14 protein-coding genes are annotated in these 15,836 nt (G+C 64.4%); 4 read left to right on the top strand and 10 right to left on the bottom strand.

Features of this window, described 5'->3' with window-relative positions; all coding sequences use genetic code 11:
• Positions 1-15: 15 nt before the first annotated feature.
• Together J7396_RS16285 and J7396_RS16280 are read left to right on the top strand one after the other, a co-directional pair.
• On the top strand, positions 16-1,062 hold the full coding sequence (locus J7396_RS16285; protein ID WP_057680838.1) for a bile acid:sodium symporter family protein: 1,047 nt from the start codon (positions 16-18) through the stop codon (positions 1,060-1,062).
• A 170-nt stretch (positions 1,063-1,232) separates the two neighbouring features.
• Entirely contained in the window at positions 1,233-2,813 is a 1,581-nt protein-coding gene (locus tag J7396_RS16280) for a thioredoxin family protein (protein ID WP_209261733.1), read from the top strand.
• A 246-nt stretch (positions 2,814-3,059) separates the two neighbouring features.
• Here J7396_RS16280 and cyoE read toward each other — a convergent pair whose 3' ends face one another.
• The 4 genes from cyoE to J7396_RS16260 are packed head-to-tail and all read right to left on the bottom strand — an operon-like array spanning position 3,060 to position 6,458.
• A complete protein-coding gene (gene cyoE / locus J7396_RS16275; RefSeq protein WP_011348837.1) occupies positions 3,060-3,956 on the bottom strand; it encodes a heme o synthase in 897 nt (298 codons plus the stop codon).
• Positions 3,957-3,958: 2 nt separating this feature from the next.
• Positions 3,959-5,122, bottom strand: a complete 1,164-nt coding sequence (locus J7396_RS16270; protein ID WP_209261732.1) for a COX15/CtaA family protein — start codon at positions 5,120-5,122, stop codon at positions 3,959-3,961.
• Positions 5,123-5,132: 10 nt separating this feature from the next.
• On the bottom strand, positions 5,133-5,708 hold the full coding sequence (locus tag J7396_RS16265) for a hypothetical protein (RefSeq protein ID WP_209261731.1): 576 nt from the start codon (positions 5,706-5,708) through the stop codon (positions 5,133-5,135).
• Positions 5,709-5,735: 27 nt separating this feature from the next.
• Entirely contained in the window at positions 5,736-6,458 is a 723-nt protein-coding gene (locus J7396_RS16260) for an SURF1 family protein (protein ID WP_029820533.1), read from the bottom strand.
• 60 nt (positions 6,459-6,518) lie between these two features.
• Between J7396_RS16260 and J7396_RS16255 the strand changes: the two genes are divergently transcribed.
• Positions 6,519-6,737 carry a twin transmembrane helix small protein gene (locus J7396_RS16255; RefSeq protein WP_003484642.1) on the top strand — a complete coding sequence of 73 codons (219 nt, stop codon included), beginning with the start codon at positions 6,519-6,521 and terminating at the stop codon, positions 6,735-6,737.
• A gap of 93 nt (positions 6,738-6,830) precedes the next feature.
• Here the strand turns inward: J7396_RS16255 and J7396_RS16250 are convergent, their stop codons facing one another.
• From J7396_RS16250 to J7396_RS16225, 6 genes are read right to left on the bottom strand one after another with little or no spacing between them, the layout of a single operon-like run.
• Positions 6,831-7,706, bottom strand: coding sequence for a cytochrome c oxidase subunit 3 (locus J7396_RS16250; RefSeq protein WP_005911522.1), 876 nt, complete (start codon positions 7,704-7,706; stop codon positions 6,831-6,833).
• A 38-nt stretch (positions 7,707-7,744) separates the two neighbouring features.
• Positions 7,745-8,341: a cytochrome c oxidase assembly protein gene (locus tag J7396_RS16245; protein ID WP_008577454.1), complete on the bottom strand. Its 597-nt coding sequence runs from the start codon at positions 8,339-8,341 to the stop codon at positions 7,745-7,747.
• On the bottom strand, positions 8,338-8,511 hold the full coding sequence (locus J7396_RS16240; protein WP_003484652.1) for a hypothetical protein: 174 nt from the start codon (positions 8,509-8,511) through the stop codon (positions 8,338-8,340). The genes J7396_RS16245 and J7396_RS16240 overlap by 4 nt, the downstream gene beginning before the upstream one ends.
• Entirely contained in the window at positions 8,492-10,096 is a 1,605-nt protein-coding gene (gene ctaD / locus J7396_RS16235; protein ID WP_005911527.1) for a cytochrome c oxidase subunit I, read from the bottom strand. The genes J7396_RS16240 and ctaD overlap by 20 nt, the downstream gene beginning before the upstream one ends.
• Positions 10,097-10,134: 38 nt before the next feature.
• Positions 10,135-11,094 (bottom strand): cytochrome c oxidase subunit II, encoded by a 960-nt coding sequence (gene coxB, locus J7396_RS16230; protein WP_008577457.1) that lies wholly within the window; start codon positions 11,092-11,094, stop codon positions 10,135-10,137.
• A gap of 16 nt (positions 11,095-11,110) precedes the next feature.
• Positions 11,111-11,587 carry a DUF2244 domain-containing protein gene (locus tag J7396_RS16225; protein ID WP_017157717.1) on the bottom strand — a complete coding sequence of 159 codons (477 nt, stop codon included), beginning with the start codon at positions 11,585-11,587 and terminating at the stop codon, positions 11,111-11,113.
• 265 nt (positions 11,588-11,852) lie between these two features.
• Here J7396_RS16225 and putA point away from each other — a divergent pair, with 265 nt between their 5' ends.
• Positions 11,853-15,053, top strand: coding sequence for a bifunctional proline dehydrogenase/L-glutamate gamma-semialdehyde dehydrogenase PutA (gene putA, locus J7396_RS16220; protein WP_209261730.1), 3,201 nt, complete (start codon positions 11,853-11,855; stop codon positions 15,051-15,053).
• Positions 15,054-15,836: the final 783 nt, after the last annotated feature.

Raw genomic sequence — 15,836 nt, 5'->3', positions numbered from 1 at the left:
TGCACGCATCGTAGAATGGCCCATACCAGGCGCAAGATCGCGCGCTACCGTTGGACCTCGATGAAGAAGCTGCTGGCGCGGTTGCGCATTGACCCCTTCACCCTCGCGCTGCTGTGCACAGTTGCACTGGCCTCGTTTCTCCCGGTCACGGGCACGGCTGCGGCGGTCATGGACGATGTCACCGACGTGGCGATCGCGGCGCTGTTCTTCCTGCACGGCGCGCGGCTGTCGCGCGAAGCGGTGAAGGCCGGCGCGTTGCACTGGCGCCTGCATCTGGTGATTCTGGGCTGCACCTTCGTGCTGTTCCCGCTATTGGGGCTGTTGTTCAAACCACTGGCGCATCTGGCACTGACGCCGGAGCTGTATGTCGGCGTGCTGTTCCTGTGCGCGTTGCCGTCCACGGTGCAGTCCTCGATCGCTTTCACCTCGATGGCGCGCGGCAATGTGCCGGCCGCAGTCTGCGCCGCTTCGCTTTCCAGCCTGCTGGGCGTGTTTTTCACCCCGTTGCTGATGGGCGCACTGGTCGGCAGTCAGGGCGCCATGGCGCATCCGGCCGAAGCGATCGGCAAGATCCTGCTGCAGTTGCTGGTGCCGTTTCTGGCCGGCCATTTCATGCGTCCGTGGATCGGCGGCTGGGTCGAACGTCACCGCGCCGTGCTGCGTTACACCGATCAAGGCACCATTCTGCTGGTGGTCTATACCGCCTTCAGTGCATCGGTGAACGAAGGGCTGTGGCAGAAGACGCCGCTGCCTGCACTGCTGGCGGTACTCGGCGCTGCAGCATTGTTGCTGGCCATGGCGATGCTTTCGATCACCTTCATCGCCCGGCGCCTGCACTTCAGCCGCGCCGATGAAATCGCCATCGTCTTCTGCGGCTCGAAAAAGAGCTTGGCCACCGGCGTGCCGATGGCCAAGGTGATGTTTGCCGGCGGCGGGCTGGGCGCGATCGTGTTGCCGATCATGCTGTATCACCAGTTGCAGCTGATCGTCTGCGCCGTTGTGGCCGCACGGTATGCGCGCAGTGCATCCGGCCAGCCGCAAGGCGCAGCCGAGCGTCATTGACGCTGCGCCACGCCAGCACCTGCCCGCTGCGTATCGCGTAACAGCAGTTCGCATCGCCGCACATCCAGGTTGTAAGCAGATGTACAACGGTGATGACGCACGCCCGCCCAGGTCCGCCAGCGGCCGCTAGAGTGCGCGATCGACCTTCTGCCGCCCCACGGTGATTTGCCATGACGCTGTCGCTGCCACGCCCTTCCCCTTCCTTGATCGCGCTGCTGGCCGTGCTGGCTGCGCTGACTGCCTGCGACAAGCCAGCACCGCCTGCGGCGCCCGCACCACCCAAGACGGCGTCCACGCCGGCACCCGTTGCCGGCATCGCCTGGCGCGAGGGCGACGTGGAAGATGCCTTTGCCGAAGCCAAGGACAGCGGCAAGCCGATCCTGTTGTATTGGGGCGCAGCCTGGTGCCCGCCCTGCAATCGCCTCAAGGCCACGCTGTTCAAGGATCCGGCCTTCATCGCGCGCACCCAGCAGTTCGTCGCCGTGCACCTGGACGGCGATTCGGAGGGCGCGCAGGCCTGGGGCGAGCGCTTCGGGGTCAAGGCGTATCCCACCATCATCGTGCTGCGCCCGGACCGCAGCGAAATCACCCGACTGGCCGGCAATGCCGATAACGCGCGCCTGGCCGAGGTGTTGCGGGTTGCGGCCAAGAGCACCAGTACCGCCCAGCAATTGCTCGACAAGGCGCTGCACACACCACAACAGCTCAGCGCGGACGATTGGGCCGTGCTCGGCAACTACGCCTGGGGCACCGACGATACGCTGGTCAAACCCGATGCCGCCGCCGACGTGCTCACCCGGCTCTCCACCTCGGCGCCACAGCCGGCACTGCAACGCAGCTTCGCCCTGGCCGCCATCAGTGCCGCCAGACACCCACCGGCTGCCAGCAGCGCCAACCGCACGCTGTTGGAAGCGGTGTTGGCCGACCCGGCAGAAGTGCGCGCCAATCTCGGCACGCTGAACTATGTGCCGGCACGCCTGGTCACCGCCGCCAGCAACGAGGCCGACGTGCGCAGCACGCTCTCCGACGCACTGAATCAGGCCTTGGACAAGGTCTACGCCGATCCTTCATTGCCGATCTCCGACCGGCTTGGCACCGCATACGCGCGCATCCAGCTGGCACGCCTGGCACAAGGCCAGCCCACCGAAACCGAAGCCGAAGGCCCGCAACCACCGTTGCCGAAAGACGTGGTGGAGGTGGTGCACCAGCGCGTGCAGTGGGCCACCGACACCGCCAAGACCGACGAGGAGCGCCAATCCACCATCAGCATGGCCGCCGCGTTGCTGAGCGAGGCGGGCGATCGCAGCGCGGCAGAGCAATTGCTGCTGGCCGAGTTGTCGCGCAGCAAGACGCCGTACTACTACATGCCAGAATTGGCGGATCTGGCCGAACAACGCGGCGACAAGAAGACCGCCCTGTTGTGGCTCAAACGGGCCTACGACAGCGCGCAAGGTCCCGCCACACGCGTGCAGTGGGGCGTGATGTACGTGGATGGGCTCATCCGGCTCAGCCCCGACGACAGCGCCGGCATCGAGGGCGCCGCCACCCAGGTGATCGGCGAGTTGGCCGGTCAACCGGATGGTTACCGGCAACGGACCCGTCAGCGCTTCGCCACCCTCGGCACCGCATTGAAGACCTGGAGCAAGCAGCATCGCCGCGAAGGCAGCGCAGTGCTGGCGCGTCTGCAACAGAAAATGCAGTCCAGCTGCGACAGCAAAGCTACCAGCGAGTGCGCCAGTTGGCTGAGTTGAGTTGATACAGTGCCGTGTGCCGGCAACGCATGATGATCAGAGCGTGGCAAGCCGCAAACCGCGGCGTCTGCTGACATGGACGCCGCTGGTGACCTCGACGCGGCGCACGCGGCACGCATCCGGCACCTTTCGCCGCACGTTGCAGGCGCTGCAGGCAAGCTACAGGCGTGATCCATCCATCCGCCTGATTGCCACGCAAGTCATCGGGGCAGAGCTACCGCATTGCCGCTCGTCTCGCTTCGGCGACTAGCGCACCCACGGCAGCAGCAGATGGTCGACCATCAGGAAGGCGAACAACGCCATCAGGTACACGATGGAGTACCCGAACATCTTCATCGAAAACAGTTCGTCCGGCGGGTTCAGCATGCGCCACGCGTACCAGAGGAACACCGCATTGAGCACGATCGCACCGCCCAGATAGAACACCCCGCTCATGCCCACCGCCACCGGCGCCAAGGTCACGATCGCCAGCAATACGGTGTACACCAGGATCTGCTTGCGCGTATGCGGCACGCCATGGGTCACCGGCAACATCGGGATCGCGGCCTTGGCGTAATCGGCACGGCGGAAGATCGCCAGCGCCCAGAAATGCGGCGGCGTCCAGATGAAGATGATCAGCACCAGCAGCGAGGCATTGATCCAGTCGGCGCTGGTCGGCAGCCCGGTCACCGCGGCCCAGCCCAGCATCGGCGGGGTGGCGCCGGCCAGGCCGCCAATCACGATGTTCTGCGAGGTCGCACGCTTCAGGTACACGGTGTAAATCACCGCGTACCCGATCAGCGAGGCGAAGGTCAGCACCGCGGTGATGACATTCACCCACACCACCAGAATGGTCATGGAGATCACGATCAGCGCGCCGGCGAACACCAGCACCTGCCAGGGCCGCACCTTGCCCACCACCAGCGGGCGCCATGAGGTGCGCGCCATCTGTGCGTCGATCTTGGCGTCGAGCAGTTGGTTGATCGCTGCCGCCGCTGAAGCCGCCAGCCAGATACCCAGGAAGCCCAGCGCGCCGGTGCGTACCTGCAGCCAGGTCGGCATGTCGGGAATGGCCAGGAACATGCCCACCAACGCGGTGAACACGATCAGTGCCACCACCTTGGGTTTGGTCAGATCCCAATAATCGCGTGCGCTGACAGCCATGCTCACTCCGGCGCGCGCAGCCGCGCCAGCAGCGAGACCAGCACGAACAGCAACGCCACCGCCCCGCCGTTATGCATGACCGAGACCTCCAGCGGCAGCGCCAGCTTCACGTTGAGCATGCCCAGGGTCACCTGCACGGCCACCAGCAGCGCCAATGCGCCGGCCCACACCCGCATGCCCGGCGAGCGCGACAAGCGCCAGGCCAGCCACCACAAGTACAGCGCGGTCGCAATTGCCCATAGCCGATGCGCCATCTGGATCGCGATACGCGCCGCACCGTCCAGCACGCCACCTTCGTAATCCACTGCGATGCCGCGCCACAGCGTGAAACCTTCACGGAAATCGTGCGGCGGCCACCACTGGCTGACACAGCGCGGGAAGTTGTCGGCCGACCAGCTGCCGCCGCCACACGCCAGCGCGGCGTAGTTGGCGCTGACCCAGCCACCAAGCGCGATCTGCAGGCCCAGCACCGCCACGCCCAGGCGCAGCAGCCACTTCAAGCGCGATGCATCGGCCAGGGTGATCGGCAAATGCGTCGCGCGCCAGGCCATCCACACCAGCAGCGAGAACATCAGCATGCCGCCCAGCAGGTGCCCCATCACCACGATCGGCTTGAGCAGCAACGTCACCGTCCACATGCCCAGCAACGCCTGGAAAATCACCACCGCCAGCGTCAGCACCGCTGCACGCGCCAGATCGATGTTGCTCCAGCGCAATGCCGCCAGCAGCAGGATGGCCTCGCCGGCGATCGCCACGCCGAAGGCCATGGCGTGCCAGCCGGACATATAGAGCGGGATCGACAACGCCACCAGCACTGCGGCCGACACTACCTGGGCAATGCCCATGCGACGGCGACGCACCGCCAGTAACGACAGCACCAGCACTTCCACGCCCAACGCACCGGCCAGGAAGCGGTGGACCTGTTCGCGCCAGGCCTTGTGCGATTCCAGCGGGCGGATCTTGCTGGCCACGTGCGTGTTGGCTTCGTCGCTGGTCTGCGGCCAGGTCACGCGGCCGTAGCAGGTCGGCCAGTCCGGGCAGCTCATGCCGGCATCGGACAAACGGACGAACGACCCGAACAGGATCGTGCTCGCAGTGAACAACGCGGCCAGCCAGGCCATGCGATGGAAGTGACGGAACAACGCCGGTGGCGCAAACAGGTTCATCGAAACGGGCTCACATCAGTTTCAGCAGCTTGACCAGATCCGACCGCAGGCCGGCCGGGTCGAAACCGGGGGCGTAACGCAGGATCACAAAGCCATTAGGGTCGATCACATATACCGGCACGCCGGCCGCATCGGTGCCGCGCGGCAATGCCTGGCGCAGGCGGGCATCGTCGCGTAGCACGCGCAATGCGGGCATCGGCCGCAGCCCGGCCGGCGGCGTACCGATCCACAGCACCTCCACCTTGTCGGCACGATGCCCGAGCAGTTGCCACACCTTGTCCAGCTCTGCGGCCAACGCCACGCACTGCTGCGTGCAATCGGCCGGCGGCGCCACTGCAATGCGCCAGATGCGCTCGCTCGGGGCCCATGCATACGGTTGCCCGTTCGCACGGACCGGCACCAGCGCCCGCAGATCCGCGGGCGGCTTCAGCAGCTCGCCGTGATTGCGCATCGACGCCGGCTGCCATCCGGAGAAGCGCAGCACGCCGGCCAGCAACATCGAGCCGAAGAACAGCACCGCCAGGGCAATCAGCATCCTGCGGCCGCGTTTGACCGAATGCGGCGTGGCCGATGTGGAGGAGGTCATGCCGGCGATTTTCTCATGCCGCAGGCGTCAGTGCCCGCGGTCGCGGCGGCGCGCACCCCATGTCAGCAGCATTGCGGTCGCCAGGACCGCGACGGCCAACCCGAACCATTGCACCGCGTAACCCAAGTGCCGCGCGGGTGGTAGCGTGTTTGGCAGCATGTCCAGATCGCGTGCGTAGCCAACCGGCAGTGCGGGGTCCAGGCGCAGGACCTGCGACGAAATGTCGCGCCTGCCCAGCGTGCTGCGTAAGGCCTGCAGATCCAGTCGCGTGGCCAGCCAGGTCTGCGCCGCAGCCCCCGGCGCCAGCGCCGGTCCGATCGCCAGCCCCGCCGACGGCGGAGCGCTCAAGAGCCCCTGCACGGTCTGCACGCCTTTCAGCGCAACGATGCCGGGCAACTGCCGATCGGCCGGTAATGGCAGCCAGCCCAGATCCACCAGCACGTCTGTCGATCCACCTTCCGGCGCTGCCAGTTGATACACGCGCACACCGGCACGCCCGTCATGCAGCTGATTGTCCAGCAAGACCAGCTGCGGCAAAAAACGCACTTGCCCGCGTACCCATGCCAACTCATTCTTCGTCGCCAGCGCCGGTGCCAAGGGCAGCGTGGTGTCGCGCACATGTGCGGCACGGTCCAGCAAGGCTTGCTTGCTCTGCATGCGCTGCAACTGCCAATGCCCAAGCGCCGCGAAACCCGCGCTCACCAGCAGCGCCAGACACCAACCGATGACCGCCGTGTGCTTGCGCGTCATGACAAGCGGCGCAAAAAAGCGTGCAATGCCATCACCACGCCGACTGCACCCGGGGCTGTTGTGAACGATTCGCTCAAGACGCTGCTGATTGTCGCCTTCCTGATCGTGATCCTATGGAACCTGGGCGCCGGCCTCTACTACCTACTGACCGACCGTGGCCAGACCAAGCGCACCGTCAACGCCCTGACCTGGCGCATCGGTCTATCGGTGGCGTTGATCGCCATCGTGATCCTCGGCATCTACACCGGCTGGATCAAGCCACATGGGCTTGGCCGCTGAGGAGCCGGGATTGGGGATTCGGCATTGGGGATTCGTGAAAACTAAAGCCTTCCGCTTTTACGAATCCCAAATCACCAATCCCGAATCCCCGCCTCAAAGGACATACACGAACAAAAACAGCGCCAGCCACACCACGTCGACGAAGTGCCAGTACCACGCGGCCGCTTCGAAAGCGAAGTGGTTGTCGCGGCTGAAATGCCCCTTCGCCGCGCGCAGCCACATCACCGCCAGCATGATGGTGCCCAGCAGCACATGCATGCCGTGGAAGCCGGTCAGCATGAAGAAGGTCGAACCATAGATGCCCGAGCCCAGGGTGAGATTGAGCTCGGTATAGGCGTGGATATATTCCTCGGCCTGCAGGAACAGGAACACGCAGCCCAGCAGCACGGTCAACCCCAGCCACAACAGCAGCGCGCCGCGGCGCCCTCCCTTGAGCGCGTGGTGGGCGATGGTCAAGGTCACGCCGGAACTGAGCAGGATCAGCGTGTTGATCAGCGGCAGGCCCCAGGCCGGAATGGTCTGGAACTGCCCACCGATGGTGCCCGGGCCATTGGTCGGCCACGCAGCGGAATAACCATTCCATAGCAGCTCGTTGGTCATCACGCCGTCGCCTTCCCCGCCCAGCCAGGGCAGCGTCAGCACACGCGTGTAAAACAGCGCACCGAAGAAAGCGCAGAAAAACATCACCTCGGAGAAGATGAACCACACCATCCCCATGCGGAACGAGCCATCCACCTGGCGGTTGTAATGCCCGGCATTGGATTCGCGGATGACATCGCCAAACCACATGAACAACGTCGCCAGCAGCATCGCCACGCCGGCGAAGAAGGTCCAGCGCCCCCATGCCGCGTCGTTGAGCCAGCTGGCCACGCCGATCATCATCACGAACATCGCAATCGACCCGACAAAGGGCCATTTGCTCTGGCTCGGAACGAAATACGCATCGGCGTTGGGACTGTGATCGGCCATGGCGTTGCTTCCGTGTCGTGGTACGGGTGGATGGAAGGTTACGGCGCAGCGCGTGGCGCGCCAGCTGCGCCTCCGCCCTGCAGTTCGGAGGTCAGCGCGTCGTTGCGATAGAACGTGTAGGACAGGGTGATCGTAGTGACTTCCGGCGGCAGTGCCGGGTCGACGATGAAACGCAGCGGCATGTCGCGCGTTTCGCCGGCCTGCAAGGTCTGCGCGGTAAAGCAGAAGCACTCGGTTTTATTGAAGTAGCCCGACGCACGCGCAGGTGCAACCGAAGGCACCGCACTGCCCACCACCGCACGTGCACCATCGTTGCGCGCGAAATACAGCGCCTCGTTGAGCTCGCCCGGCACCACATCCATCGTCATCTGTTCCGGATGGAAGGTCCACGGCAGTTTGGAATTGACCCCTCCATCGAACTCCACGCGCACCGTGCGCTTGCCGGCGGCAGGCGGCGCGCCCGCGTTTGTGCGATTGCTCCCAGGCGCACGCTCCATGCGGATGCCAAACACTTTCTCGCAGGCGATGCGGTAGAGCGGCACCAGGGAAAACGTCAGCACGAACACGCCCAGCACCACGCCCAGCAGCTTGAACAAGCCGGCTGTGGGTGCGTGTGCGGGCGCGCGTGCACTCACCGCCCGATGACTCCCGAGGCGATGAAGCCCGCATAGATCAGCAACGCGATGATGCCGACCGTGATCGCGGTGCGGCGTACCGCACGGCGCTGCTGCGCCTGCCGTTCCGCAGCAGATAACAGACGCGTCACCGCCGGCTCCGAGGCGGACTCAGTGGCCGATGTCTTCATGTGCAAGATCTCCAGGCTTGATCACCGGCGGCACGGTGAAGGTATGCGCCGGGGCAGGTGACGGCACCGTCCATTCCAGACCCTTGGCACCTTCCCAGGAGCGGGCCTGTGCACGCGCGCCACTGCGCAGCGAGGACAGCAGGATCGCGGCCATCAGGAACGGCGTGACGAACATGCCGAACGCACCGATCGAACTGACCAGATTCCAGTCGGCAAACACCACGTTGTAGTCGGGAATGCGCCGCGGCATGCCGGCCAAGCCAAGGAAGTGCTGCGGGAAGAACAGCAGGTTGACGAACACCATCGTCCACCAGAAGTGCACCTTGGCCCAGGTCTCGTTGTACATCCGCCCGGTCCACTTGGGCCACCAGTAGTACACCGCCGCGATCAGCGCGAACACCGCACCGGTCACCAGCACGTAGTGGAAGTGCGCCACCACGAAGTAGGTGTCGTGGTACTGGAAGTCCGCCGGCACGATCGCCAGCATCAGGCCGGAGAACCCACCGATGCTGAAGAGGATCACGAACGCCACCGCCCACAACATCGGCGATTCGAAGGTCAGCGAGCCTTTCCACATCGTGCTGACCCAGTTGAACACCTTCACCCCGGTCGGGATGGAGATCAGCATGGTGGCGAACATGAAATAGATTTCGCCGCCCAGCGGCATGCCCACGGTGAACATGTGGTGGGCCCAGACGATAAAGCTCAGGAAGGCGATCGCGGCAATGGCGTAGACCATCGCCTGGTAACCGAACAGCGGCTTGCGGCTGAAGGTCGGGATGATCTCGCTGACCACGCCGAACGCCGGCAGGATCATGATGTACACCTCCGGGTGCCCGAAGAACCAGAAGATGTGCTGGTACATCACCGGGTCGCCGCCGCCGGCCGCGTTGAAGAAGCTGGTACCGAAGAACTTGTCGGTCAGCAGCATGGTCACCGCGCCGGCCAGCACCGGCATCACCGCGATCAGCAGGAAGGCGGTGATCAGCCAGGCCCAGCAGAAGATCGGCATCTTGAGCAGATCGATGCCTGGCGCGCGCATGTTCAGCACGGTGGCGATGATGTTGATCGCGCCCATGATCGAGCTGACGCCGGCCACATGGATCGCAAATACGCTGAAGGCGACGTTGTAGCCGCCCTGCAGCGACAGCGGCGGGTACAGCGTCCAGCCGCCTGCTGGCGCGCCGCCCGGCAGGAACAGCGTCAGCAGCAGCAGGGTAAAGGCGACCGGCAACAACCAGAACGACCAGTTGTTCATGCGCGGCAACGCCATGTCCGGCGCACCGATCTGCAACGGAATCATCCAGTTGGCCAGGCCGACGAAAGCCGGCATCACGCCGCCGAAGATCATCACCAGTGCATGCACGGTGGTCATCTGGTTGAAGAACTCCGGTTTGACGAACTGCAAGCCGGGCTGCATCAATTCGGCGCGAATCACCACACTCATCGCCGCGCCGATGATGAACATCACGAAGGAAAACAGCAGATACAACGTGCCGATATCCTTGTGATTGGTCGAAAAGAACCAGCGCTCGACGAAACCGGGCTGGTGGTGTCCGTGGTGATCGACTGCGGTATGCGCCATGACGGAACGACCTCTGCGAAGCGAGCGGTTGCGGGCGATTAAAGAGCGGCGGTCGGTGTTGCGGCCTGGGCCGGTGCCGCCGCAGGCACGGCGTCACCTTGCGGAGCGGCCTGTGCACTGGTCGGCGTCGGTGCGGCCGCTGGCGCCGCTGCTGGAGCAGTGCCTGACGCACTACGACGCGACGCCAGCCAGCGCTGGAAGTCAGCCTTGGGCAGCGCCTCCACCACGATCGGCATGAAGCCATGATCCTTGCCGCACAACTCGGCGCACTGCCCGCGATACACGCCCGGTTGTTCGATGTTGGTCCAGGCTTCGTTGACGATGCCGGGAATGGCATCTTGCTTCCATCCCAGCGCCGGCACCCACCAGGCGTGGATCACATCGTCGGCGGTAATCACGAAGCGGATCTTGGTGTTGACCGGCAGCACCAGGCGGTTATCGACATCCAGCAGATAGTGCGGCTGCGAGGCCGCGGTGGGGCGCTCGCCGCTTTGGCGGATACGATCGGATTCGCGTGCCAGGCGGCTGGTAAATTCCACGCCCTGGCCCAGATATTCGTACTTCCACATCCACTGATAGCCGGTCACCTTGACCGTCATTTCCGATTCGCGGGTGTCGTACATCGCGATCAGTTTTGCCGTCGCCGGCCACGCCATCGCAATCAGCACCAGGACCGGAATCACCGTCCACAGCACTTCCGCGGTGGTGTTGTGACTGAATTGTGCGGCCACCGCGCCCTTGGACTTGCGGAACTTGAACATCGCATAGCCCATCGCCGAGAACACCAGCGCGCCAATCACCACGCACACCCACAGCGCCACCATGTGCGCCTCGTAAGCCATCCTCGCGGTCTGGGTCACCCCGCGCCCCATGTTGAGCTGCCATTCCTTGGGATCGGCCGATTGCGCCCAGGCCACCGGCGCGCTCAGCAGCGCCGCCATCGCCAGGCCCACGTGTCTGCAGGTGTTGATCGACTTCCAGCTGCTGCGTTGCGTCATTGCCTAGACCCTTACGTCATCGGTGACGGCCATTGGCGGCCGCGAGCAAGCGTTTGAGCGTTGTTGCCAGTTCCACACGTTCGGCCGGCCCGAGAAAACTTCCGATCTCGATCTGCTTGCCGCTGCTGACCAGCAACACCCTGTCATCGCGTTCTATGCAAAGCCGCACCCAGTGCGGATGTGCCTGAAACGCTGGTGGCGCATGCCCGGACGGAAACACCTCAACAACGGCTTCCCCCACCCGGATCGCTTCTTCGCGCTCGCCACTTCGCCACAACTGCCGTAGCGCCAGCGCCACCACACCACTGTGCACCAGGGCAAAGACCGGCGCGAACGCATTGCCGGTCCACCACCCCAGGCCTGCAAATAACCACATCGTTCCCGCCAGCACTGCGAACAGCTGCACGAATTGCCTGGCCGACAGTGCCCGCGGAGGCCGCAACCGCAGCTGCGTCCCAACCCCTTCGGACATCAACGGCAGCACTTCGATCATAAACGGCACGCAGCGCACTGCGGGAATAGCCCGATGGTAGACCCGCGCCAACGCATGCGGCAAGCATTTCCGGCGATCAAGAATTTGCTGCAGTGCAGCTAAAAGTGCGCACAAATCAATCACTTCCGCGTTGTTCGCCAATGGCCGTGCCGTCACTCTGCGCGATGGCGGCATGCACAAAACGGCGGGAAAGCCGCCGCTTCCACACAAGTGCGCAAGCCGTCTGGCTCACTAGAATGAGCACGGAATCCAAGGCACCTTTCGCATGAACGCACAGCTCGACCCGCTTGCCTCCACCTCAGTTGCGCGCCCGCTGTTGGCGCCCGAACTGCCCGCCGCACCTGGCGCATTGCGTGCCGCCATCACCGCGGCCTGGCTCAAGGACGAAGCCGAACACGTGCGCGAATTGCTCGACCAGGCACGCCTGCCCGCCGCTGAGCAAGCCAAGGTGCAGGCGGTCGCGGCCGACCTGGTTACCCGTGTGCGGGCACGCGCGCAGGACCAGGGCGCCATCGAAGCCTTCATGCGCCAATACGACCTGGGCAGCGAAGAAGGCGTGCTGCTGATGTGCGTGGCCGAGGCACTGCTGCGCATTCCCGACCAGGACACCGCCGACAAGCTGATCCGCGACAAGCTCGGCGATGCGGATTGGAAGAAGCATATGGGCGGCAGCGATTCGGTGCTGGTCAACGCCTCCACCTGGGGCCTGATGCTGACCGGTCAGCTGGTGCAGCTCAACGACCTCACCCGCGCCGATGTGCCGGGCGCCTTCAAACGCCTGATCGGCCGCGTCGGCGAGCCGGTGATTCGCCTGGCCGTGCGCCAGGCCATGAAGATCATGGGCCATCAGTTCGTCATGGGCCGCACCATCGGCGAAGCGCTGTCGCGTTCGCGCAAGGGCGACAACGCCAACTACCGTTATTCGTTCGACATGCTGGGCGAAGGCGCGCTCACCATGAAGGATGCGCAGCGCTATCTGCAGGCGTATCGGGATGCGATTCATGCGATCGGCCGCAGCGGCAACTTCGTCGGTACCGATGTATTTGCCGCGCCCAGCATCTCGATCAAGTTGTCGGCGCTGTACCCGCGTTACGAGCACGCCAAGCGCGCCCGCGTGATGGCAGAGCTGGTGCCGGGCGTGCTGGAACTTGCGCAGTTGGCCAAGTCGTACGGCATCGGCTACACCGTCGACGCCGAAGAAGCCGACCGGCTGGAACTGTCGCTGGACATCATCGAGGCCAGCTTCTCCGACCCGTCATTGGATGGCTGGGAAGGCTATGGCCTGGCCGTGCAGGCCTATCAAAAACGCACGCCGTACACGATCGATTTTCTTGCCGATCTGGCGCGCCGTGTCGGGCGACGCATTCCGGTGCGCTTGGTCAAAGGCGCGTACTGGGACGCAGAGATCAAGCGCGCCCAGATCGAAGGGCATCCCGGCTACCCGGTGTTTACGCGTAAGCAGAACACCGACGTGTCGTACCTGGCATGCGCACGTCGCATGTTCGCGCACAGCGACGCGCTCTATCCGATGTTCGCCACGCACAACGCGCAGACCATTGCGGCGGTACGTGCGATTGCGGCAGGCAAGACCTACGAGCACCAGAAACTGCACGGCATGGGCGACGACCTGTATGCCGAGGTGATTCCTGCCGATCGTCTCGATCTGCCGTGCCGCGTCTATGCACCGGTCGGCTCGCACGAAGATCTGCTGCCGTATCTGGTACGTCGCCTGCTCGAAAACGGCGCCAATTCCAGCTTCGTCAATCGCATCACCGACGAGGATGTCGCCATCGAGGACCTCATCCGCGACCCGGTCGAGGCAGTGACGTCATTTACTTCCATCCCGCATCCCAAGATTCCGCTGCCAGCCGATTTGCTGCGTAGCCAGAACCAGAACAGGAAAAACTCCATGGGCGCCAATCTCGCCAACGACAACGATCTGCGCCAGCTGGCCGAGCAACTCAACGCCGCGATCAAGCCGTGGAAGGCCACGCCCCTGGTACCCGGTGCGCTGATCAGCACGCCCGGCCAGGCGGTGTTGAATCCGGCAGATCGTCGCGAGACGGTTGGACAGTGGCACCCGGCCGATCCGGATACCGTCCAGAAGTCGCTGGTCAGCGCTGCGGCCGCGCAACCGGCCTGGAACCGCACGCCTGCAGCGAGCCGCGCCACCATCCTTGAACATGCAGCCGATCTGCTCGAAACGCGCATGCCCGACTTCATGGCGATCTGCGTCAAGGAAGCCGGCAAGACGCTGCCCGACGCAGTGGCCGAAGTCCGCGAGGCCGTCGATTTCCTGCGCTACTACGCCGGCCAGGCGCGTGCGCAGTTCGGTGCGCCGGAGCGTCTGCCCGGACCGACCGGCGAATCCAACGAGCTGCAGCTGCACGGGCGCGGCGTCTTTGTCTGCATCAGCCCGTGGAACTTCCCGTTGGCGATCTTCCTCGGTCAGGTCGCCGCAGCGCTGGCGGCCGGCAATACGGTCATCGCCAAGCCGGCCGAGCAGACCAACCTGATCGGCTTTGCAGCGGTCAAGCTGCTGCATGAGGCCGGCGTACCGGAAGCGGTCGTGCAGTTCCTGCCAGGCGATGGCGCTACCGTTGGCGCTGCGCTGACCAACGACCCGCGCGTTGCCGGCGTAGCCTTCACCGGCTCTACCGAAACCGCACGCATCATCAACCGCACCCTGGCCGCACGCGATGCTGCCATCGGCGTCTTGATCGCCGAAACCGGCGGCCAGAATGCCTTCATCGCCGACTCGTCCTCGCTGCCCGAAGCAGTGGTCAAAGACGCCATTTCCAGTGCCTTCATCTCGGCCGGGCAGCGCTGCTCCGCGGCGCGCGTCCTGTTCGTCCAGGACGACATCGCCGACAAGGTCATGACGATGCTGGCCGGCGCGATGGGCGAGTTGAAGATCGGCGATCCGGGCCTGCTCTCGACCGACGTTGGCCCCGTCATCGATGCTGATGCACTCAGGATTCTCGACGATCATGCGGCACGCATGGATCGCCAAGCGCGTCTGATCGGCAGCACCAACCTGGACGCCAGCACCGCGCATGGCAGCTTTTTCGCTCCACGCGCCTATGAGCTGACATCGCTGTCCCAGCTGCAGCGCGAGATTTTCGGGCCGGTGCTGCACGTGATTCGCTGGAAAGCCGACCAGCTCGATGCCGTCATCGAGCAGATCAACGCGACCGGTTACGGCCTCACGTTGGGTGTCCACTCGCGTATCGATGAGACGATCGACCGCATCACCTCGCGCGTGGCGGTAGGCAACGTCTACGTCAATCGCAACCAGATCGGCGCCGTGGTCGGCGTACAACCATTCGGCGGGCAGGGCCTGTCCGGCACCGGTCCCAAGGCGGGCGGCCCGCATTACTTGCTGCGCTTCGCAACCGAGAAGGTCGTCACCGTCAACACCACCGCGGCAGGCGGCAACGCCTCGCTATTGACGTTGGGTGACTGATAGCGGCCAGCAGATAGCGGCGTCCGCCCGCTGGTCGGTCCGTCATGACCCGATTGCAGCCAGATGTAACGGCAGTACCAACAAAAAACCCCGCTCAGGCGGGGTTTTTTGTTGGTTGGGCGCAACGTTTCAAGCCGTCAGTCGTAGTGAGTATCCCAACGACATAAAGCATCGCCCCCAAACTTGGCGACAACGGCGCGCCTTCGCGGTGCGCTTCGCGGGCTGTCGAGTCGACGGCTTCGGGCGGCGCCCCGCGATACACATCGCTGGCTTCGCACCGAGATTTATCGAACACCTTCACCGCGCCTAGTGCTGCCACTGGTCTTGCATTTGGCCTCAACAGAGATGTGTGAAACATCTGCCTTGCGTCTTGTCTCACCAAGGATGTGGGACCCATCACTGATGCCGTGATCGACCCGCTCCAGGCCGTTCTTTGTAGCTAGGATATGCGCACTAGGACGTCGGCCGAGCGAGGCTGTCATGGGCGATGTCTGTTATCGGCTTCAGCCACTACCGCACCCGTGCATCTGGCATTGGCCAGGCAGGTTTTTGGGCCAACAGATGGATCGCGCCCTTTTCTCCAAGAGATGGGCGCGTGGCGTGTGTGGCGAGGCTTGGTGCCAGCCTCCTGACGGGCTACCGGCCCAGGCGGTACTGCACGCACAGCACGACATCGGTACCGGTCGGCAAGCGGCGCAGATGCGCCAGCGCCTTGCGCGGTAACGCGGGGCGGGATGCAAGGCGCGTTTGCGCGGGGTGCTGCCCAGCGCTTGCGCAAAAAAG

It is taken from the genome of Xanthomonas sp. A1809 (assembly GCF_017746015.1).
In the GTDB taxonomy this organism is placed as follows: domain Bacteria; phylum Pseudomonadota; class Gammaproteobacteria; order Xanthomonadales; family Xanthomonadaceae; genus Xanthomonas; species Xanthomonas euvesicatoria.
Note: the sequence above shows the minus strand (reverse complement) of the source record. Positions and strands in the feature narration are given on the sequence as shown.